Source organism: Paenibacillus glucanolyticus, from assembly GCF_037333485.1.
Lineage (GTDB): Bacteria > Bacillota > Bacilli > Paenibacillales > Paenibacillaceae > Paenibacillus_AQ > Paenibacillus_AQ glucanolyticus.
In genome coordinates this window covers 1,067,405-1,084,834 of record NZ_CP147845.1, presented here as the reverse complement: position 1 = coordinate 1,084,834, position 17,430 = coordinate 1,067,405, and the positions used below count along the sequence as shown (strand labels likewise).

Annotated in this window: 20 protein-coding genes and 1 other annotated feature; of the genes, 7 read left to right on the top strand and 13 right to left on the bottom strand. The window is 47.8% G+C overall.

Annotated elements, in window-relative coordinates:
• Window positions 1-45: 45 nt before the first annotated feature.
• The 5 genes from WDY75_RS05165 to WDY75_RS05145 form a co-directional block, all read right to left on the bottom strand.
• On the bottom strand, window positions 46-525 hold the full coding sequence (locus tag WDY75_RS05165; protein ID WP_063477748.1) for a DUF456 domain-containing protein: 480 nt from the start codon (window positions 523-525) through the stop codon (window positions 46-48).
• A 7-nt stretch (window positions 526-532) separates the two neighbouring features.
• Window positions 533-1,279, bottom strand: coding sequence for a Cof-type HAD-IIB family hydrolase (locus WDY75_RS05160; protein ID WP_063477749.1), 747 nt, complete (start codon window positions 1,277-1,279; stop codon window positions 533-535).
• A 154-nt stretch (window positions 1,280-1,433) separates the two neighbouring features.
• On the bottom strand, window positions 1,434-3,485 hold the full coding sequence (locus WDY75_RS05155; protein WP_063477750.1) for a penicillin-binding protein 2: 2,052 nt from the start codon (window positions 3,483-3,485) through the stop codon (window positions 1,434-1,436).
• 128 nt (window positions 3,486-3,613) lie between these two features.
• Window positions 3,614-4,762 (bottom strand): transglutaminase domain-containing protein, encoded by a 1,149-nt coding sequence (locus WDY75_RS05150; RefSeq protein WP_063477751.1) that lies wholly within the window; start codon window positions 4,760-4,762, stop codon window positions 3,614-3,616.
• A gap of 120 nt (window positions 4,763-4,882) precedes the next feature.
• A complete protein-coding gene (locus tag WDY75_RS05145) occupies window positions 4,883-5,329 on the bottom strand; it encodes a hypothetical protein (RefSeq protein WP_006212624.1) in 447 nt (148 codons plus the stop codon).
• 176 nt (window positions 5,330-5,505) lie between these two features.
• Between WDY75_RS05145 and WDY75_RS05140 the strand changes: the two genes are divergently transcribed.
• A complete protein-coding gene (locus tag WDY75_RS05140) occupies window positions 5,506-6,657 on the top strand; it encodes an MFS transporter (protein ID WP_036644738.1) in 1,152 nt (383 codons plus the stop codon).
• Window positions 6,658-7,084: 427 nt separating this feature from the next.
• Entirely contained in the window at window positions 7,085-7,432 is a 348-nt protein-coding gene (locus WDY75_RS05135) for a toprim domain-containing protein (protein WP_036644739.1), read from the top strand.
• A 119-nt stretch (window positions 7,433-7,551) separates the two neighbouring features.
• Here WDY75_RS05135 and WDY75_RS05130 read toward each other — a convergent pair whose 3' ends face one another.
• The 3 genes from WDY75_RS05130 to WDY75_RS05120 all read right to left on the bottom strand — a co-directional run bounded on the left by WDY75_RS05130 (window position 7,552) and on the right by WDY75_RS05120 (window position 9,673).
• Window positions 7,552-8,169, bottom strand: a complete 618-nt coding sequence (locus WDY75_RS05130) for an SCO family protein (RefSeq protein WP_006212627.1) — start codon at window positions 8,167-8,169, stop codon at window positions 7,552-7,554.
• A 63-nt stretch (window positions 8,170-8,232) separates the two neighbouring features.
• Window positions 8,233-9,171, bottom strand: coding sequence for a heme o synthase (gene cyoE / locus WDY75_RS05125; RefSeq protein ID WP_006212628.1), 939 nt, complete (start codon window positions 9,169-9,171; stop codon window positions 8,233-8,235).
• Window positions 9,172-9,454: 283 nt separating this feature from the next.
• Complete coding sequence (locus WDY75_RS05120; RefSeq protein WP_006212629.1) at window positions 9,455-9,673, bottom strand: alpha/beta-type small acid-soluble spore protein; 219 nt, start codon at window positions 9,671-9,673, stop codon at window positions 9,455-9,457.
• Window positions 9,674-9,794: 121 nt separating this feature from the next.
• Here WDY75_RS05120 and WDY75_RS05115 point away from each other — a divergent pair, with 121 nt between their 5' ends.
• Window positions 9,795-9,962 (top strand): hypothetical protein, encoded by a 168-nt coding sequence (locus WDY75_RS05115; protein WP_006212630.1) that lies wholly within the window; start codon window positions 9,795-9,797, stop codon window positions 9,960-9,962.
• A gap of 15 nt (window positions 9,963-9,977) precedes the next feature.
• Here the strand turns inward: WDY75_RS05115 and trpS are convergent, their stop codons facing one another.
• Entirely contained in the window at window positions 9,978-10,964 is a 987-nt protein-coding gene (gene trpS / locus WDY75_RS05110) for a tryptophan--tRNA ligase (protein ID WP_063477752.1), read from the bottom strand.
• Window positions 10,965-11,070: 106 nt separating this feature from the next.
• Window positions 11,071-11,312, bottom strand: a binding site (T-box leader).
• Between the two features lie 176 nt (window positions 11,313-11,488).
• Here trpS and WDY75_RS05105 point away from each other — a divergent pair.
• Window positions 11,489-12,478, top strand: coding sequence for an aldose 1-epimerase (locus tag WDY75_RS05105; RefSeq protein WP_063477753.1), 990 nt, complete (start codon window positions 11,489-11,491; stop codon window positions 12,476-12,478).
• A gap of 218 nt (window positions 12,479-12,696) precedes the next feature.
• Complete coding sequence (locus tag WDY75_RS05100) at window positions 12,697-12,918, top strand: alpha/beta-type small acid-soluble spore protein (RefSeq protein ID WP_006212633.1); 222 nt, start codon at window positions 12,697-12,699, stop codon at window positions 12,916-12,918.
• Between the two features lie 93 nt (window positions 12,919-13,011).
• Here WDY75_RS05100 and WDY75_RS05095 read toward each other — a convergent pair whose 3' ends face one another.
• Together WDY75_RS05095 and WDY75_RS05090 are read right to left on the bottom strand one after the other, a co-directional pair.
• Entirely contained in the window at window positions 13,012-13,416 is a 405-nt protein-coding gene (locus tag WDY75_RS05095) for a hypothetical protein (RefSeq protein WP_006212634.1), read from the bottom strand.
• A gap of 293 nt (window positions 13,417-13,709) precedes the next feature.
• Window positions 13,710-15,503 carry a M3 family oligoendopeptidase gene (locus tag WDY75_RS05090; protein WP_063477754.1) on the bottom strand — a complete coding sequence of 598 codons (1,794 nt, stop codon included), beginning with the start codon at window positions 15,501-15,503 and terminating at the stop codon, window positions 13,710-13,712.
• Between the two features lie 127 nt (window positions 15,504-15,630).
• On the opposite strand from WDY75_RS05090, the gene WDY75_RS05085 reads away from it, so the two are divergent.
• Together WDY75_RS05085 and WDY75_RS05080 are read left to right on the top strand one after the other, a co-directional pair.
• Entirely contained in the window at window positions 15,631-15,816 is a 186-nt protein-coding gene (locus WDY75_RS05085) for a YycC family protein (protein WP_006212637.1), read from the top strand.
• On the top strand, window positions 15,813-16,043 hold the full coding sequence (locus tag WDY75_RS05080) for a hypothetical protein (RefSeq protein WP_082834246.1): 231 nt from the start codon (window positions 15,813-15,815) through the stop codon (window positions 16,041-16,043). The genes WDY75_RS05085 and WDY75_RS05080 overlap by 4 nt, the downstream gene beginning before the upstream one ends.
• 79 nt (window positions 16,044-16,122) lie before the next feature.
• On the opposite strand, the gene WDY75_RS05075 is transcribed toward WDY75_RS05080, so the two are convergent.
• Together WDY75_RS05075 and WDY75_RS05070 are read right to left on the bottom strand one after the other, a co-directional pair.
• Entirely contained in the window at window positions 16,123-16,818 is a 696-nt protein-coding gene (locus WDY75_RS05075; protein WP_172963903.1) for a DUF2225 domain-containing protein, read from the bottom strand.
• A 57-nt stretch (window positions 16,819-16,875) separates the two neighbouring features.
• A complete protein-coding gene (locus tag WDY75_RS05070; RefSeq protein WP_006212639.1) occupies window positions 16,876-17,253 on the bottom strand; it encodes a globin in 378 nt (125 codons plus the stop codon).
• Window positions 17,254-17,430 lie beyond the last annotated feature (177 nt).

Genomic DNA, 17,430 nt, shown 5'->3' with positions numbered 1-17,430 from the left:
CTTCTTTCTCCTCCAAAACGCCTCTCACAGCGATCCAAACGTCTATTAGAAAATCCAGATGAAGAAAATAATAATCATCGCCAGCTGTAAAACGATCTTGACCACAATGCTGCTGAACAATCCGATGACCGAGCCGAACCCCACCTTCGCGGATTTGCTTGGTCCTGACCCCGCGAACATTTCACCCAGAAATGCACCGAGGAACGGACCGATGATCAATCCGAAAGCAGGGATTACAAAGGGGCCGACAATGAGTCCAATCGTACTGCCCCATATAGAGGCTTTGGATCCGCCCAGCTTCTTGACTCCCCATGCGTTAACCGCATAATCGGCGACAAACAGCACAACCAGAATGATCGTCTGGATGATCCAGAACCATGTATTGTAATGCTCGAATGTAAAAAACCAGCCGTAAACGAACAGCGCCAGGTAAATGGCGACAACCCCCGGCAAAATAGGGTAAATTGCTCCGGCCATACCAATGATAAACAGAGCAATTACGATAATCCAGCCCAATACGTCCATCTACATCTCACCCTTCGATCAAAATATGATCCCTGATGACCTCCACGATGCCGTCCTCATTGTTGCTTGAAACCACAAGGTCTGCCTCATCCTTAACGGTCTGCTGGGCATTGCCCATAGCCACGCCAAGGCCCGCCTCCTGAATCACGGCCAGATCGTTCAGGCTGTCCCCTACCGCTACAACCTGGGACATGCTGATGCCGAGCAATTCGCATACCTGCCCGATTCCCGTCGCTTTATTGACGCCCTGCGGATTGATCTCCAGGTTTATGGGAGAGGAGTTCGTGATCTCCAATCCGCCCATGTCCTGCAGCCGCATCAGGATTCGGTGACGCACCTCATGATCCTTCGTAGTATAACCGAATTTCAGCCATTCCTGATTCGCAACATCATCTGTCCAGTTCTCAGAGTTATATAATCTATCTACTGAATACGCCCAGAACCAGGATCCGGTTTCAATAGCCAGCGCATGCATTTGTTCCACCAGCTTGCTGTCCAGCAGCGCGCGGCGATACAGTTCATATGGCGCACGCCACACTTCACCGCCATTCACTGTCACCATCGGTGTCGTCAATTCAAGCTGTTTGGCATAAGGATAAGCCTCCGCAAACGGCCGACCTGTTGAGAGACAGACATGGATGCCTTGACGGACGGCTTCCTTGATCCACTTCACCGTTTCCTCCGACACCTCATGATCATCCTGAAGCAGTGTTCCATCCATATCCAATGCTAACAAACGATATTTATAATTCATGGTATTAATTAACCCCCTTATCCATCACAAGCAAACATAACGACATTTTACCACAAAAGAGGGTGCGCCAAAACATTCCCCCGTATCGACGGCATAAAAGAAACGGCAGCCAACCCATTCGGGCTGTTGGCTGCCGTTTTGCCGTTACCTTTTATTACTCCGTTTCGCCGTCCTGGTTCTCATCATTATTGGTTTTAGGATGAGGCGTACCGTCCAGACCGTATATTTCATCATATGCATCAAATATTTTACGGGCCACCGGCGCCGCACTTTGGGAACCAAAGCCGGCCTCCGGAATTACGACGGCAACGGCCAGCTTAGGGTTCTGCCGCGGTGCAAATGCGATGAATACCCCGTTCTCTACCCTAATCCGGCTTCCGTTTTTATATATATCCTGCTCCGATGTTCCTGTTTTCCGGGCAAAATCATATTTGAAGTCTTCAAAAGCCCGAAGCCCTTGGGTATTCATCCCAGCAATAACTTCATTCCAGTACTGCTGAGGGAATTCCTCTTTATTCAGCACCTCGCGTTTGAATTCCTTGACCACATTGCCGTCTTGATCCTCAATCTTGCTCGCAAGCTGCGGCCGAATGCGCTCACCTTGATTGGCAAGTGTGCTGGCATATTGCGCCAGTTGAAGGGTCGTATATTTACCCGACTGGCCAAATGAAGCGTATGCCATGGCCGCCAAATAACTTCCCGCCTGCTCAATGTTGGTATACTCGATAATTCCTTTATGCTCCTTCGGCAGACCGGATTCGGTGGATACACCCAGACCGAACTTCTTCATGTATTTATCCCATATTCCAACGGATTCGGAGCCATATTTGTTATATAGCTTTTCCCCAATCCAATCAACCATAAAGGCGTTGGAGGAATGCTCAATCGCTTTTCTTGCGTTGAGGGACCCGTAGGATTTACCACCGGAGTTCTGAACTCTTGAGTTATCCTTACCAAAGAATGCAGCACCAGAATCATAGTAGTAGTCGTTGGGCCCGAATAATTTCTCGTTCAAACCAATCAACACACTCAGTGGTTTTATCGTAGAGCCGAGCAGCACAGTCGATTCCAGATTGTTGCCGGAGCGCCCAGAGCTGTACGGAGAGATGGTTCCGTTCCCGTAATACTTCATGACCGTCTCCCAATCTTCGGTCCCGAACTCCCACACATTCGGATCATAATCAGGCATGCTGGCCATGGCCACGATGTTGCCGGTATCCACTTCCATGGCCACTGCATAACCCGTTTGTGCATTCGGGTGCGTTTTGCCAGAAACCGGGTTGGCATGAAGCCATTTCAGCTGATCCATGATCGCCTGCTGGGTAACCTTCTGGATATCCTTATGAATGGTGGTATGAATGTTGTACCCCTTCTCCGGAGCGATCATTGTTGGGACCCCGTCCGCCATGTTCTGCGGATTAATCGGAATGCCGATATATCCGTTCTTGCCGCGCAGCTCATCCTGGAACATCATTTCCAGGCCATCAACACCAACCTTTTCCTGCTCGGTGTAGATGAGTCCCGGATCTTTTTGCTTCTTGTTCTGCTCATCAATCTCTTTATATTTCTCCAGTGTCTTAATTCCGCGGAACTCTTTCAAATAACCGATGGTCTGAACGGCGATTCTGTCCTGATTGTATTGTCGCTGACTTTCTTCAACGACCTCCAACCCAGGATACTCGTTCTTGTGCTCCATGAAATAAGCCACTTCTTTGGTTGAAAGCTCGGACTTGATGCGTCTCGGCTCATAACCCGGCTGCTTATTGAACTCCAGGTCCATCGCTTTGATCACGTCGTCCACCGTCAGCTTCTCTGCCTTCGGGTCCCCATGCTGATCGAATATCTTAACCATTTCCTCAGCCAACTTCTCAATTTCCGGACGGTTCTTCTTCCCTCTCTCAGAGGAACTGTAATCCTTTAACAGCGTTAAATACAGTGCTTGGGAGGGTGTCGAGTAAGCGAGCGGCGTTCCGGAAGCGTCGATGATGCTCCCCCGGATGGGTTGCAGCGGGAAATTCTTAACCTGCCCGCCGGTTTCGAGCTCTTTCAGCTCAGGCCCTTCGACAAACTGCAGTATCGCAAGACGTATAATAATGACACAGAATATGATAAATGTGCTGAAAAAGAACAGATTGACCCGCAAATTAAACTGACTGCCGGCATCCCCTTCTTCTTGTTTGCGTTTATCCGGCCTAAACCCTTTCACGTATGCTTCTCCCCTTTACCCACAATCACATAAACCCATCTTAACATAAACGCCCCCCCACTTCACGCGGAGGGCCGACCTCAAGAGAAGGGCAGACTTCCCTTGTGAAAGTCCGCCCCTGTCCATCATCAAAACACTTGCTCTTTAATATGAGTCTCATTGAAGCGCGGCGGGTTAAACCAGTTGCCGCTCTGTGCCCAGGTTGGGTCCAGCGGAATCCACCGCTTTTCTTCACTCAAATAAACCTCATTCCAGGCATGGGGGCCATAACCGCCTTGTCCATTGTAGCCCCTGCCGGTCACCACCCTGACTTCGAGGTCCTGTGACCGTGCCATCATGGCATACAGCCGGGCATAGTCGATACATACGCCTAACCTTGTATCATACGTATCCTGGGGCGTCTGCTCTTTCCATATCCGCTGCTCTTCGTACAATGTTACCTTGTCATGATCATACGAGATGCGGCTGCCAACCCAATCATAAAGCTTTCGAGCCTTTTCTTCGTCGGTGGCTGCCTCCTTCACGACATGGGCGGCTGTCTGTTCGATTCCCTCGGGAATCTTATGGTCGATCACCTCATACTTGCGCTGTATGATTCCATTCAGTTCATTCTGAACGGATTGGGTGAATACGGGCAGCTTTTCCTTGACAAGCGAACCAGATAGCGGCTCAATGACAGCTTGTGCACCCTGCTGATATACGGGTGAAGCTTCAACATACCGGCTAAAGCCGTGGTCCGGATTCAGGCTGACATAGATGAACAAAATCGCGATCACGATAATGCTCCGCGCAGCACCCATGATGGCTCCGATACCCGCACCTGCAAGCCGGCTGGGCAGCGATGCCCGGGTTTCTTTTCTCGATCCGAAGACTCCCATCCTGCTTCCTATGATCAGGGAAACAAGCAGCCGAAGCATAAATACAATCAGCGCATAACTGAGCATAAACAGCACGGCGAACCTCAGCAGCGGAAAATCCGCCAGCGATTTTAGAGCCGTATAATAAATCTGCTCCCAGAATTGCAGTTCACGATTCGGCAGCGTTGAGGCAGCACCCAGCCAGTCCCCTGCCTTGGGTGATAACCACAATGTAAACGGAACGGAAATTGCAAGACCAACCAAACGCAGCACCGCATCCCCCAGAAAAAAAACAAGCTTCCCGGCTGAGCGGGAGGCTCCACGATTCCACCCCTGCCATAATGAAAAAGCCACAATCAGCAGCAGCAAGATGGTAATTCCGTTTCCATCGAGCACGCTATCCTTCCATGCCGACATCATACGGTATCCCCTCCTCTCCCTAAGATGTCTTGTCTACCGATGTAAGAGGGCAGGCTTGCTGGCAATAAGATAAACTTGCCCACGCTGCCTTACATCCGCATCCGATTATGGTAGTATTCTTTATTTAGTGGCTGTATTGGACTTGGCATCGTTGATAAAACTCCGGATCGTATCATTGATATCCCACTTTCCTACCGAAACCCCGCGGAAAGTGACCTCAACCTTTTCTGAACCAGCACTGCCCTTTAGCTCCAGGTTGGGAGCTTTAATCGAGTAGGTGCCGTCCCCATTCGATGTATATTTGGCTTCCTTCGCTTCCTTCATCATCATATTCATCGCTTCCGCTTTTATCGTATCCACCGTCTCTTCCTTCACCGTGGACACCACTTCCCCAATCTTATCCAAGGAAATTCCGCTGTACACCAGCAATCCCCCAATGATAAGGACCGCAAGTACCCACTTGATTACGGTTCTTAACACATTCAGTACAATAAACAAGATAATTAAGGCAATCGCAATGACCAGCCAGTTTTGTTTAAGAAATTCAATCCAGACCTGTGTATCCAATTTATTTCACTCCCGTCCATACTTTCAGGCGGCGTATTTTTTGCCGTCTTATTAATTATACATGATACCCCGCAAAGCTGTCAGCCAACCGGGTCTTTTCACAAAAAGGTATAAGCTTGCCCCTTCGAACGTACAAGTAGTAATACCGAACTCTTGCCGGATAGGAGGGTGCCATATTGAAAACCGCTTTATGGCTCTATATGTTTTTGTTTCTGGCGTTTTTTGATTTGCATGCTCAGTATCCCGTGCTGACACCTTTTGCGATTTCCCTTGGTGCAGCTCCCACGTTTATCGGGTGGATGATGGGAATTTATGCTTTGACGCATCTGCCTGGCAATTTGATTGCAGGTAATCTGATCGACCGACACGGCAGCAGACGCTACATTATTTTCAGTTTAACTGCGGCTGGAGTTATCCTGCTACTCCAAGCTCATGTCCAATTGCCTTGGCAGCTGCTCGCGCTTCGCTCGATCAGCGGCTTTGTACTGGCTTTTTTATCACCAGCCTGCCTGGCGCTGTTAGCGTCTCTCTCCCGTGATCCGGTTACGCAAGGCAAATACATGTCCGGTCATGGCGTCGTACACACCCTTGCCTCTGTTTTGTCACCGGCAGCAGGAGCTTTTATTGTCGCTAACGCCGGTTTTTCCGGTACATTTCAGAGTTTGGGCTGGCTCTTGATCTTTACCGGGTTTATGGCATTTTTCAGTCTACCCAAGCGGTTATCAGCCACGGCCGCCAATAAAGAAAATGCTTTGGCTTCCAAGGAAGAGAAGCCGGCACGGCTTCCGTTTAGCTTGCGCCTTTATTTAATTCCGTTTGCTATCGCCTGCTCCCAAGGCATACTGTTCTTCGAAATTCCGCTTCGCGAAAGCGGGAAAGCAAGCATAATGTCTACGGGGATTTTATTCTCCGTCATTAGCCTTGGGGCTCTGGTCACGTTAAGCATGCTGTTCCTGAACCGTTATGCGCCTCATATCAGGGTCGCTTTGGGCGTGCTGGGACTGGCGATCTGCTTTTACGCTCTGGCTGCAGCAGACCATGTGCCGATTATGGTTATCCTGTTTTCCCTGGGTCTTGCCAAGGGCCTGCTGTTCCCGGCGTTATCCTCCCTGTTTATTGAACTTAGCGGAGGAGGCAGACTCGGCAAAGTATTCTCTTTGCAATCCATTGCGATGTCGCTGGGGTCCTTTGTCGGACCGATTGCAGCTGGACAGTTCCGGACGATAGTGTCTCCTTATTTTATCGCGTTCCTCATGCTGATGACAGTCCTGCTCCTGCTTCCGAAACGCAATCGTGAAGCACCATCAACGGTCATCTCACCGTTATAGTCTAAAATGGCTAATAAACCTGTACCTTGTTATGATGAAGCGCCCAAAAAGTGGCGGATAGGCCAACACACAATCCGTATGGGTAAAACCACATAAGATACAGTGTGGCAAATGACCACGGACATCTAACCAAGGGGTGAAGTAACATGAGTCATGTTCATCATCATAAGCACTGTCATGGAGGCCATGGAAATTCTGTAGGCATGGTACTTGTATTGTATATTCTGCTTGTCATCATTTTGAGCTGCTTCTACTAGAATACATGGATTAGCTTAAACGGCCTTCCACTCGGATGGCCGTTTATTTCGTTTGCTTTGCATGATCAACAAAAAACAAGTTACACTATACATACATCATTCGACGTCGAATCAACATTTCCCGGGGAATGCTGCCAAGGATCTCCGTATCATGACAGAGGTGAAAAAAGATGCCGATATTCCTCATTGTAGAGGGCAAGAACGATCGCAGCCGAATCCGCAGATTGCTGACATCAGATATAACCATCCTGTGTACATTCGGAACATTAAACACCGCCAAGCTTGAGAGCCTGCATAAACAGGTGAAAGACCAGGAGGTTTATCTGTTTATGGATAATGACAGCTCCGGCAAGAAAATTCGCGGGGCCCTGCGAGATGTCTTCCCAGATGCCGGGCAAATCTATACACGCCGGGGGTATGCCGGTGTTGAAGGAACCCCGGATGAATACTTGATTGCCCAGTTGGAGAAAGCCGGGCTGGAAGAATTCATTATTTATCCGCCACCTGATGAATTCTGATTTACCCTGAGTAAATAACGCCTGATTGGTCCAAAGCCTTTTATGAGCAAGTTGAAGAATATAAAAAAGACGCCCTCCATCTTTAACGATGAAGCGCGTCTTTTGGTTTTACCACTATGTTATTCCTTAACTAAGGTCTTAATGTCCTTCACAATATCCTCGGTCTTCACTTGCGCCGGATCCGCTGCGTTATAGGTCTTCCGAATATTGTTATTCCGATCAACCAGCGCGATGGAGTTGCCATGAGTGAAATTGGTCGAGTTATTGCCAAGCAGCGGAATCTTGAAGGATTCCTGCATCAGCTTCCGCGTTTCCTCCTGATCACCTCGAAGGAAGTACCAGCCGCTATAATCGGCATAGAATCGGTCCCCGAATGCCTTAATCTTCTCTTTCGTATCGGTTTCCGGGTCAAAGGAGATGGACACAAAGTTAACTTCTTTTCCAAACAAACCTTCTTTTTTCAAGTCTTCTTGTATCTGTGAAAGGACCAATGTTGTAATCGGACATACATCCGGACAACTGGTGAAATAGAAGTACATCAGTTTCACTTTGCCTTTGGTATCTTCTGAAGTGATGGTCTTCCCATCCACATTTTCCATGGAATAGGCGGCAACCTCACGAACAATCGGGAATTTTTCTTTTCCGAAGCCGAGCGAATTGTAAACCAGATAAACAGCTGCAACTACACAGACAGCAAGCAATACCCAAGTCCATTTATACCGTTTGAATGCACTCATGACCTTCCTCGTTCTCCCTTCGTCTCAAACAAACCCAGTTCCTATTATAGCAACTCCACCTTATTAAAAAGTGGTGTTAAGTATGAGAACGATCAGGCTCAAGGTCAAATAGTTAATGGAGATAATAAATACTTTTTTGGACCAGGCTTCGTCGTCCTTGGCACGGAAACCCTGCAGTGCGGCGTAAAGCCACCAAATTGCCAGAAAGAGTCCGATAACCAGAAAAAATATACCTGCATACCCATACGCGTACATCAGAATCGGTATCGGAATGAGAAGCACCAAATAAGGAATCATCTGTATCTTCGTGCGCGGGATTCCTTTTACAACTGGCAGTAGAGGGAAGCCCGCTGCCCGATATTCCTCGACCCGACGAATGCCCAGCGCCCAGAAATGGGGCGGTTGCCATAGGAACAACAGCGCGAACAGCAGAACTGCTGCCATATCTACGCTTCCTGTCACTGCCACATAACCGATCACCGGAGGCATTGCTCCAGAAATCGCGCCTACCGAGGTGCTCCATGTCGAAGAGCGCTTTAGCCATAGTGTATAGACAACCACATAAACAAACATGCCGATAGCTCCGAATATACCTGCCAGTACACCGGAGAACGAGAATAGTATAGCTAGTCCGACCACCCCAAGAATGACGGCATACCAAAGAACAACCTTTGGCGTCAGCCGTCCGGTTGGAAGAGAGCGGTTCCGGGTCCGTTCCATCTTCATGTCGAGTTCACGGTCAAAATAGTTATTGAATACACAGGACGAAGCCATAACAAGCACGGTTCCGAGAAGTGTCATAATCATCAATCCAAATTGGATATCCCAACGCGATGCTAGCCAAAATCCGGCAAAAGCCGCTATCAAATTTGACCGGATGATTCCGGGTTTCGTCACCGTGATAAAATCTTTCCAAGTCCCCGCCTTATCGGGAGGTGCAGGCGCTGCCGAGGCCAGTGCCGCGGATTCTGAAGGAGCCTGGTATCTCAAGTGATTATCCACGTGTAAACGTTCCTCCTTGTATCTGTCGTTATGGAGGAAGTACTGCCTCCGCTATAAAGTTTATCATATCATTAGTAAAAAGTGTTTAGCAATCCTTCGGAATTCGTTCCATCTATATGACAATTCAGTGACATTTGGAAGCGATATAATCTTGACGTTATACCGTTGTTTAAGGCACAATTTGTCTATGTATTAGAATGCGTGTCGAGCCTCTGAAATGAATACAAAGCCCGGAGCGCAAACATTGCGCTCCGGGCTTCCCACTCACGTTATGAGAAAGATATTACAGCGTGCGGCCAGATCCAGAAAGAGCCTGTTCAGCTTGCTGTACCAAACGTTTTGTAATGTATCCGCCCAGGGATCCTGTTTCACGGGAAGTATAGTTACCATAGTAACCGTCCTGAGGAATCGTTACGCCTAGTTCTTGAGCAGCCTCGAGTTTCAAACGTTGTAATGCTGCTGTTGCTTGAGGTACCACCAAATTGTTGCTGCTGCGTGCCATATTAAATATCTCCCTTCACTGAATGTCTGTAATTCCAGTGCAAGCTTGCAAACTTATTATGGCTCCTTCTTGCAGCGTTATACGTATTTTTTAAATTTTTTATCTTTGGAGGTTTTTTCATATGAGTAAAGGCTTATCTCTTTGGTTTGCGGTATCTTCCATCGTTCTGCTGGCGGCTGCAGCCATCTCCATCAGCTATAACGGATTTCTTGCTGTCGGTCTAGGGATCCTATCCATTTTCAACATCGGCTGGGGCTTCATTATCAAAGCGAAACGCAGACCTTCTTAAACAGGTTGGACAGCGTTATCTCGGAGCCAGGAAGCCCATTTTGTCTTTCACGCCATCCAGCACCTGAGTCGCAGTTCTTTGTGCCTGCTCCGCTCCCTTGGCTAGAATGTCATGAATTTCACCGGTTTGGCGAATTTCGTAGTATCTGTTTTGTAGTGGCTCCAGAGCAGACACCACCACTTCGCCAAGCTCCTTCTTAAACGCCCCGTACATCTTTCCTTCAAAGCGTGCTTGCACTTCCTGCAAAGACACTCCGGCACATTCGGAGTAAATGCTCATGAGATTGCTGACTTCCGGTTTGGCTGATGGATCATACACCACTTCTGTTCCGGAATCGGTTGTGGCACGGCTTATTTTTTTGCGAATTTGGTCCGGCGTATCCAGCATCGCGATATAACTTCCCTCTACCGGATTGCTCTTGCTCATTTTCTTAGATGCATCATCAAGCGACATGATCCGAGCGCCTACTTCAGGGATGAAAGGCTCCGGTACATTGAAATACTCACCGAACCGGTGATTAAACCGCGCAGCCAAATCACGCGTAATCTCAAGATGCTGTTTCTGGTCATCCCCCACCGGTACCAGATTGGCATTGTAGAGCAAAATATCTGCAGCCATAAGCGCTGGATAGACGAATAGCCCGGCTCCTACGGAATCCTTGCCTTCTGATTTGTCCTTGAACTGCGTCATCCGTTCCAATTCACCCATGTTGACGAGGGTTGTCATGATCCATCCCAGCTCAGCGTGCTGCGGCACATGGGATTGCAAAAAGATATTCGCACGATTTGGATCAATTCCGGCAGCAACGTACAGTGCGGCAACCGATTCGGAACGGTCTCTAAGCGAGCTCGGCTCCTGAGGAACGGTAATGGCATGCAGATCGACCACCATAAAATAACAATCATGTGCTTCCTGCAGCTTAACAAAATTTTTGATGGCGCCAATATAGTTCCCCAGTGTCAGGTTACCGCTTGGCTGAATGCCCGATAATACAGTTTTCATGATTAGCCCTCCAATTTATCTCGAAAAATTCTTTCAATCCCGAGTCTGCCCCGATATACGAAGCATGCCTACGTGCCTATATGAACGCAAAAAAGGCCACACATCCGCAAGGGACGTGTGACCGTGGTGCCACCCTTATTCGCTGCAACAGCATATCAAAAAATCGATGCAGCCTTAGATTCTTGTAACGGAGAATACCCGGCCGGCATATTAAGGAATAACAGCATTCTCCCGTTCAGCTCGGCACTCGAAGGTCCATTCAGCAAAGCGGATCCACCGGTTCACATCAACCACCGGCTTTCTGAAGGATAGACCGCACTGCTTACTTGTCCTTGTCATCGTGTTTCCATCATTATGGTTCACTATTACATGCAATGATAAAACTCTTGCTCTGCCTTGTCAATTCCAATTTGGAATCAGGTTGTCTTGGGTTTTGAAGCTTTTCTTTTACCCTTTCCACAAAAATCTGTTATGATGTGTTTAATCGTCCAGACCATGATTTCTGTTAGTAAAGGAGCATCGATATGAATCAAGTGACCAAAGGCCAGTGGAATGGTTACGACACCTATATTTTAAACAGCGGCCGTCTTGAAGTGACTCTCCTTCCTCGTCTAGGTAACAACGTCATTGGGATCAAAGACATCGAGAACACACGCGAAATTCTCCGAAGACCAGATGAAAGCGAGCTTGCATTCTATCTGCAGAAGCCTTACCACTTCGGCATCCCGATGCTCATTCCGCCAGGTCGAATTTCCAAGGGCCATTTCGAATATGGCGGAACAACGTATCAATTTGATCAAAATACCGCGAACGACAATCATATCCACGGACTCCACCGTTCACAGGCTTGGTGTGTCAGCGACATTGAGGAAGAAGATGACGGTTGTGCCGTTTCGACAGAGTTCATCTCATCGGATGATCCAAAGTGGATTGCTCAATTTCCTGTACCGCTGAAGCTGGAGATGACCTTCCGCCTTCAAGGTACCCGCCTGTCGCAGAGTCTTCGTGTAACCAATCTCGGTTCTAGCCCTGTACCATTCGGCATGGGCTATCATACGTGGTTCCTGTTGGATGGCGAACCGCATCGCTGGACGCTTGATCTGCCTGTAGAAGGTATTTATACCTTGGACAACGAACTGATCCCAACCGGTGATCTCTCGCCGCTTGGCCATCTGGAACTACTGAATACAGGACTCAATATGAAGGATGCCGATCTGGATACGATCCTGAGAATTCCTGAAGGCAAGCCGGCAGAGGCATTGCTTAAACGGGATGACGGCTATCAAATCCATTATTCGGCTGATCGTGATTTTTTCAAGCACTGGGTGCTCTATACCAAGGGCGTCGCAGAGGAATTCCTCTGTATCGAACCCTATACCTGGCTTCCTAACGCTCCCAATCTGAATCTCCCGGACGACGAAACCGGACTGATTCATTTGGAACCGGGACAGACCGTCAATCTGAATACCAAGATCAGCATCCAGAGAACTTCACCGGAAACGCATCAAGATTAGTTCACTCTATCCCTGCTGGATGACCAGCATCTATACTTAACTTATCCAAACCAGAGTTGACCTTTGAAACCAGGGTGCTGCTCTGGTTTGTTCTATATAAACGACGATTTTTATGAATCGGCTAATTTTACCAGTGATCAATCTTCCTCCAGAACGAATGAGACCCCTAGCATTCAGGTCATAATATCCTCATACAACATCAAAGGAGGTGACATGACATGGCTCAAGGTCGTTCTTCTAACAATCTTGTCGTACCTCAAGCAACTGCAGCTCTTCAACAATTGAAGATGGAAGCTGCACAAGAACTGGGTGTAACGATTCCACAAGACGGTTACTATGGAAACTATACTTCCCGTGAAACCGGTTCATTGGGAGGTTACATTACAAAACGTCTGGTTCAATTGGCTGAGCAGCAATTATCGGGTCGTTCGAACCTGTAATTCGCATCTCTTCCCTCCAGCCACAAATAGAAAGAGGCGATCTTCTCCCCAAAGATCGCCTCTTTCGTTATATGTTTTATATGATAAATGATTTCAGGATTCCGAAGCAGCTTCGGCATATGTATTACGAGGGTACCGAATCATTAGATTGGCCATGTTATAGTTCGATTCAAGAATAGCATCTACCACGACAATTCCTTGCCGTACCATAAATTCATAACTAATTTCGCCATGTGTCCAATGGCGTTTATGCTTCAAACTCTCAAGCGCCATCGTACGAAAAGAGAATTGTTGAGCTTCACTAAGCCCCTCTTCACAAGGAGCAATGACCCCGTTTCGCCCAGCCAATGGATTATGCCGTATGCCAAATTTACCAATTACATTGTTTCGTATTTGTACAAATACTGTCCCTGAACTTAGACCTCCCAACTCTTCTTCCAGCTCTTTAAAAACAATGTCCAATTGTCTAGCCAGTGATAATTGATCTAGTTTTACCATCTCTTCTCCCCTCCTTTATTAGTAAATCTTCCCTATTATTAGGGCTTGTGACTCATTATAGGATAAAGAAATCAATGTATCAACAATATTCAACACAATTGGGTATTTATTACTAAAATTGCACAAATATTTTAGATTTCCACTCCTTTTTTGCGTCAACTTTCTTTCTTTTACGACAAAAAAAGAAGCTCGCTGGGAGCTTCTCTATTTTGACGGGATAAACATGAATATGGATAGAGATATCCATTTCAGGAACGGCCTTTTTATCTGTTTTTCCGATGATAATCAACAAATTATGCCAAAGTTTCAGTCATTTGCAAGAATTGTCTGATATCGGATATGCAAGAATCCGCCGCACTTTGCCAGAAATCACGCTGAGTCAAATCCACATCCAGATGCTTTTTAGCCAAATCCTCAACGGACATGACACCTGTATCCTGAAGAAGCGCGTCATATTTATCAGCAAAGGTCGGACCTTCTTCCAATGCCCGTACATATAAGCCTGTGCTGAACATATAACCGAAGGTGTATGGGAAATTATAGAATGGTGTACCCGTGATATAGAAATGAAGCTTGGATGCCCAGAAATGAGGATGGTAGGATGTCAGAGCATCGCAGTAGGCTTCCTTCTGTGCCTCAACCATCAATTCTGAAATCTCCTCGCTGCTGAGCAGTCCGCTCTTCCGTTTGTCATAGAAGCGGGTTTCAAACAGGAACCGTGCATGAATATTCATAAAGAAAGCTACGCTGTTCTGAATTTTCTCTTCCAGCAGAGCCAGCTTCTCTTCTTCGCTGCCGGCACCCTTCACCATTGCATCAAAAACAATCATCTCGGCAAATGTAGAGGCCGTCTCAGCAACGTTCATTGCATACTTCTGGTTGAGAACCGGAATTCCGCCCATCAGATGCTGGTGGTAAGCATGACCGAGTTCATGAGCCAGCGTCGAAACATTCGAGGCGGTTCCGCCAAATGTCATGAATATGCGCGTCTGGCTGCTTGCCGGAAAGGATGTACAGAAACCGCCGGGTCTTTTCCCTGGACGATCCTCGACCTCAATCCAGCTCTTGTCGAAGGCCATTTGCGAGAAGTCTGCCAGCCTTGGACTAAATTTGCGGAACTGCTCGACAATGTTGACGGCAGCATCATCGTAGGAGATTTTGGCAGCCGAAGTACGAAGCGGTGCATCCACATCCGTCCACGACAAGCCTTCCAAGCCCAACAGCTTCGCTTTACGGTTTAAATACTCCACCAGTACCGACTTGGTGTCCTGAATGACGGCCCACATGGCATCCAGAGTCTCACGGCTCATTCGGCCAATGGCGAGCGGCTCTTTCAGTACATCGTCCCAGCCGCGGTTCTCATACAGCTTCAGGCGGTAGCCCGATAGATGGTTAAGGGTATCCGCGCAGTAATCGGCAGAATCTCCCCAAGCCTGCTCCCATTTTTCAAACATGGATTGGCGTACTTCTCTGCGAGGATCATGCATTCTATTGAATGCCTGTCCTGCAGACAGCATGACGGTCTTGCCATCTTCCTCATATGGAATCTGGATTTTCTTCACGATGGTATCATAGAATTCTCCCCAACCGTGATAACCGTCAACGCCGAGAGACAGAGCCAGGCTTTCAAGCTCAGGGCTCATTTTATCCTTGGCAAGGTTGCGGGCTTCGTTCAATACAAAGTCCAGCTGAGACACTTTATCTGTACCTGTCCAAGCGGTCCAAAGCTCATCGTTCATGCCGCGGAGCACATTATCGAATTGGTTCTTAACCGATTGCAGGGTTGCGGACAAGGAAGTTACCCGGCCGGTCAATTGAACCGCCTTTTTGTCATTCACATTCTGTGCGGTCAAACAGCTCACAAATGCGGAGACTTCACGGATACGGGCATAGGCGCTTTGAAACTGCTCTAGGAAACGCTCAAGGCTCGCCGCACGCTCGACGGTTTCCGGAACGGACAGTGCCTGTACATCCTGTTGGAGCTGTTGTACATCCTGCTCAAGGGTCTCAAGAAAGCTCAAGAGCTGTGGAGAGGAAGAACCTCCAGGAAATATCGAATCTAAATCCCAAGTTTGTTGAAGTGCCATCGAACATTCATCACCTTTCGAATCATAATATGAATCCATGCAGTAATACCATTTGTGCGAGCATAGGGAAAAGTGTATAACTATATATAAATCAAATTACTGCTATAACTAAAAGGAGCTGGAAGCCATGAGACCTTTACAAATATCACCGGAGACGGCGGTTACACTGTCCAAGCAGCTGGGCGTTCCGCTGGAACAGCTGATGCATATGCCACAGCATATATTGATGCAGAAAATTGCCGAGCTTGCCAAAAATGATGAAGGGCCATCCTCGAAAAAGGACGATGAGCCTCACTCATCGGAGAACTCATGATCCCTTTTTCTAATACGTGGCCTTACGATGTCGTTGGAAACGACGTTTATGTACACAGCTGCCCTTTCTGTGGAACTGACAATGTATTACTGCCAATGAAGCCCAAAGAATTAGTGAGTGTTAGAGAGGGGAAAAAGAAGCTGCTGATTTTCCCCTGCTGCCATGATAAAGTAACCGTACTGGACAGCGACATCGACTACTTGCTCACGGATCAGCGACTTCGCTGACTTCGCCTAGTACGAGTAAGAATGAGCATTCTTATCAGCCTGCTGGCATTTCATTCGGCGGGCTGTTTGCATTTTGCATTCATTGAGATTCCGCCTTTGCAGCGTTCTTCTGTTCCCGTATCTGCTCCGAGATCAGCTTCCACTGCTCTCTGGAAGCCCGGATCATGGCAGCATCCATAATCTTCTCGTCCTGGACCACTCGGGAGAACCATTGAACCGCCTCCTGGAATTGTCCCAGCCTGCGGTGGATCTCTCCAATCAGGAATAGAAGACGGGCATCGTTTGCTCCTACTCCTTCGTGTTCAAACACCCGGATATAGGATTCAAGACTATATTTCAAGAAGCGGTTCTCCTGGTCCTGATTGCCTTGATACCGATACAGCCAAGCAATATGATGCAGCAGGCTGGCCACAATCCGATCCCGCTCCCCGATCACTTGCGCACAGAGGAGAGCCAGCTTATACGCCTCCAGGGCATCCTCCAGACTGCGTGGCCCCCCCATATCCCTCTTGTCCCATCGGCATCCAACCTGCTCGTAGAACAGCGTCTTCTGCCGCTCATTCAATTTCACAGTCGAATTCTCCGTTGAGGCAAATCCGCATTCAGGACAGACACGCACCACGTAGAAATCAGGATTCTCCGATTTATAATAAGCGCAGAAGTCCGTATCTGTTCGGAATGCCTTTTTGAAGCTTGGTCTTACTCTAGATGTTAAATATTCTTGCTCACAGTGCGCACAAACCACCTTGATGGAATACAAGGGTTCTAACTTCACGCCATTCGCCATCCCTTCATTCGCGTCTAATTCCAGTCCACTTCTAATTCCAAGACACTAAGGTGTATTGACGAAATGGTGAGCGGGACCGGAAAGACGCTGTAGCACAAAATCACGCAGATCATCCTCCACGCCGATTTCGATCAAGGCTCCTGCCATACAGCCAAGCCATTCTTCAGCGTGGCGGTCCGTAATCGGAAATTTCATATGTCTGGCCCGCATCATGGGATGACCGAAGGCTTCGGAGAATAGGGCAGGCCCTCCAAAGAACTGACTCAGGAACATATATTGTTTGTCCATCACCGGCATGATGTCCTCCGGAAACAAGGGCGAGAGCAATTCATTTTGCTGAACTCTCGGATAAAAAGCTTCGACGAGCGAACGTACACCCTCGGCACCCCCGAGGTTATCATAGATGCTTAAGTTCGGATTCATATCCGCTAATTCTCCCATCTGTTTATGATTCGCTTTCGATTGGATATACCTTTTTATTATAGCAAAAACAACAAAAAAAGGCGCTAAGCAATGGTTAGCACCTTTTAGAAACTTATTAATAACTGCGCCAGTCTTCTTCACTCTGGACGAGAGAAGCACGTATTACATAAACGAAGG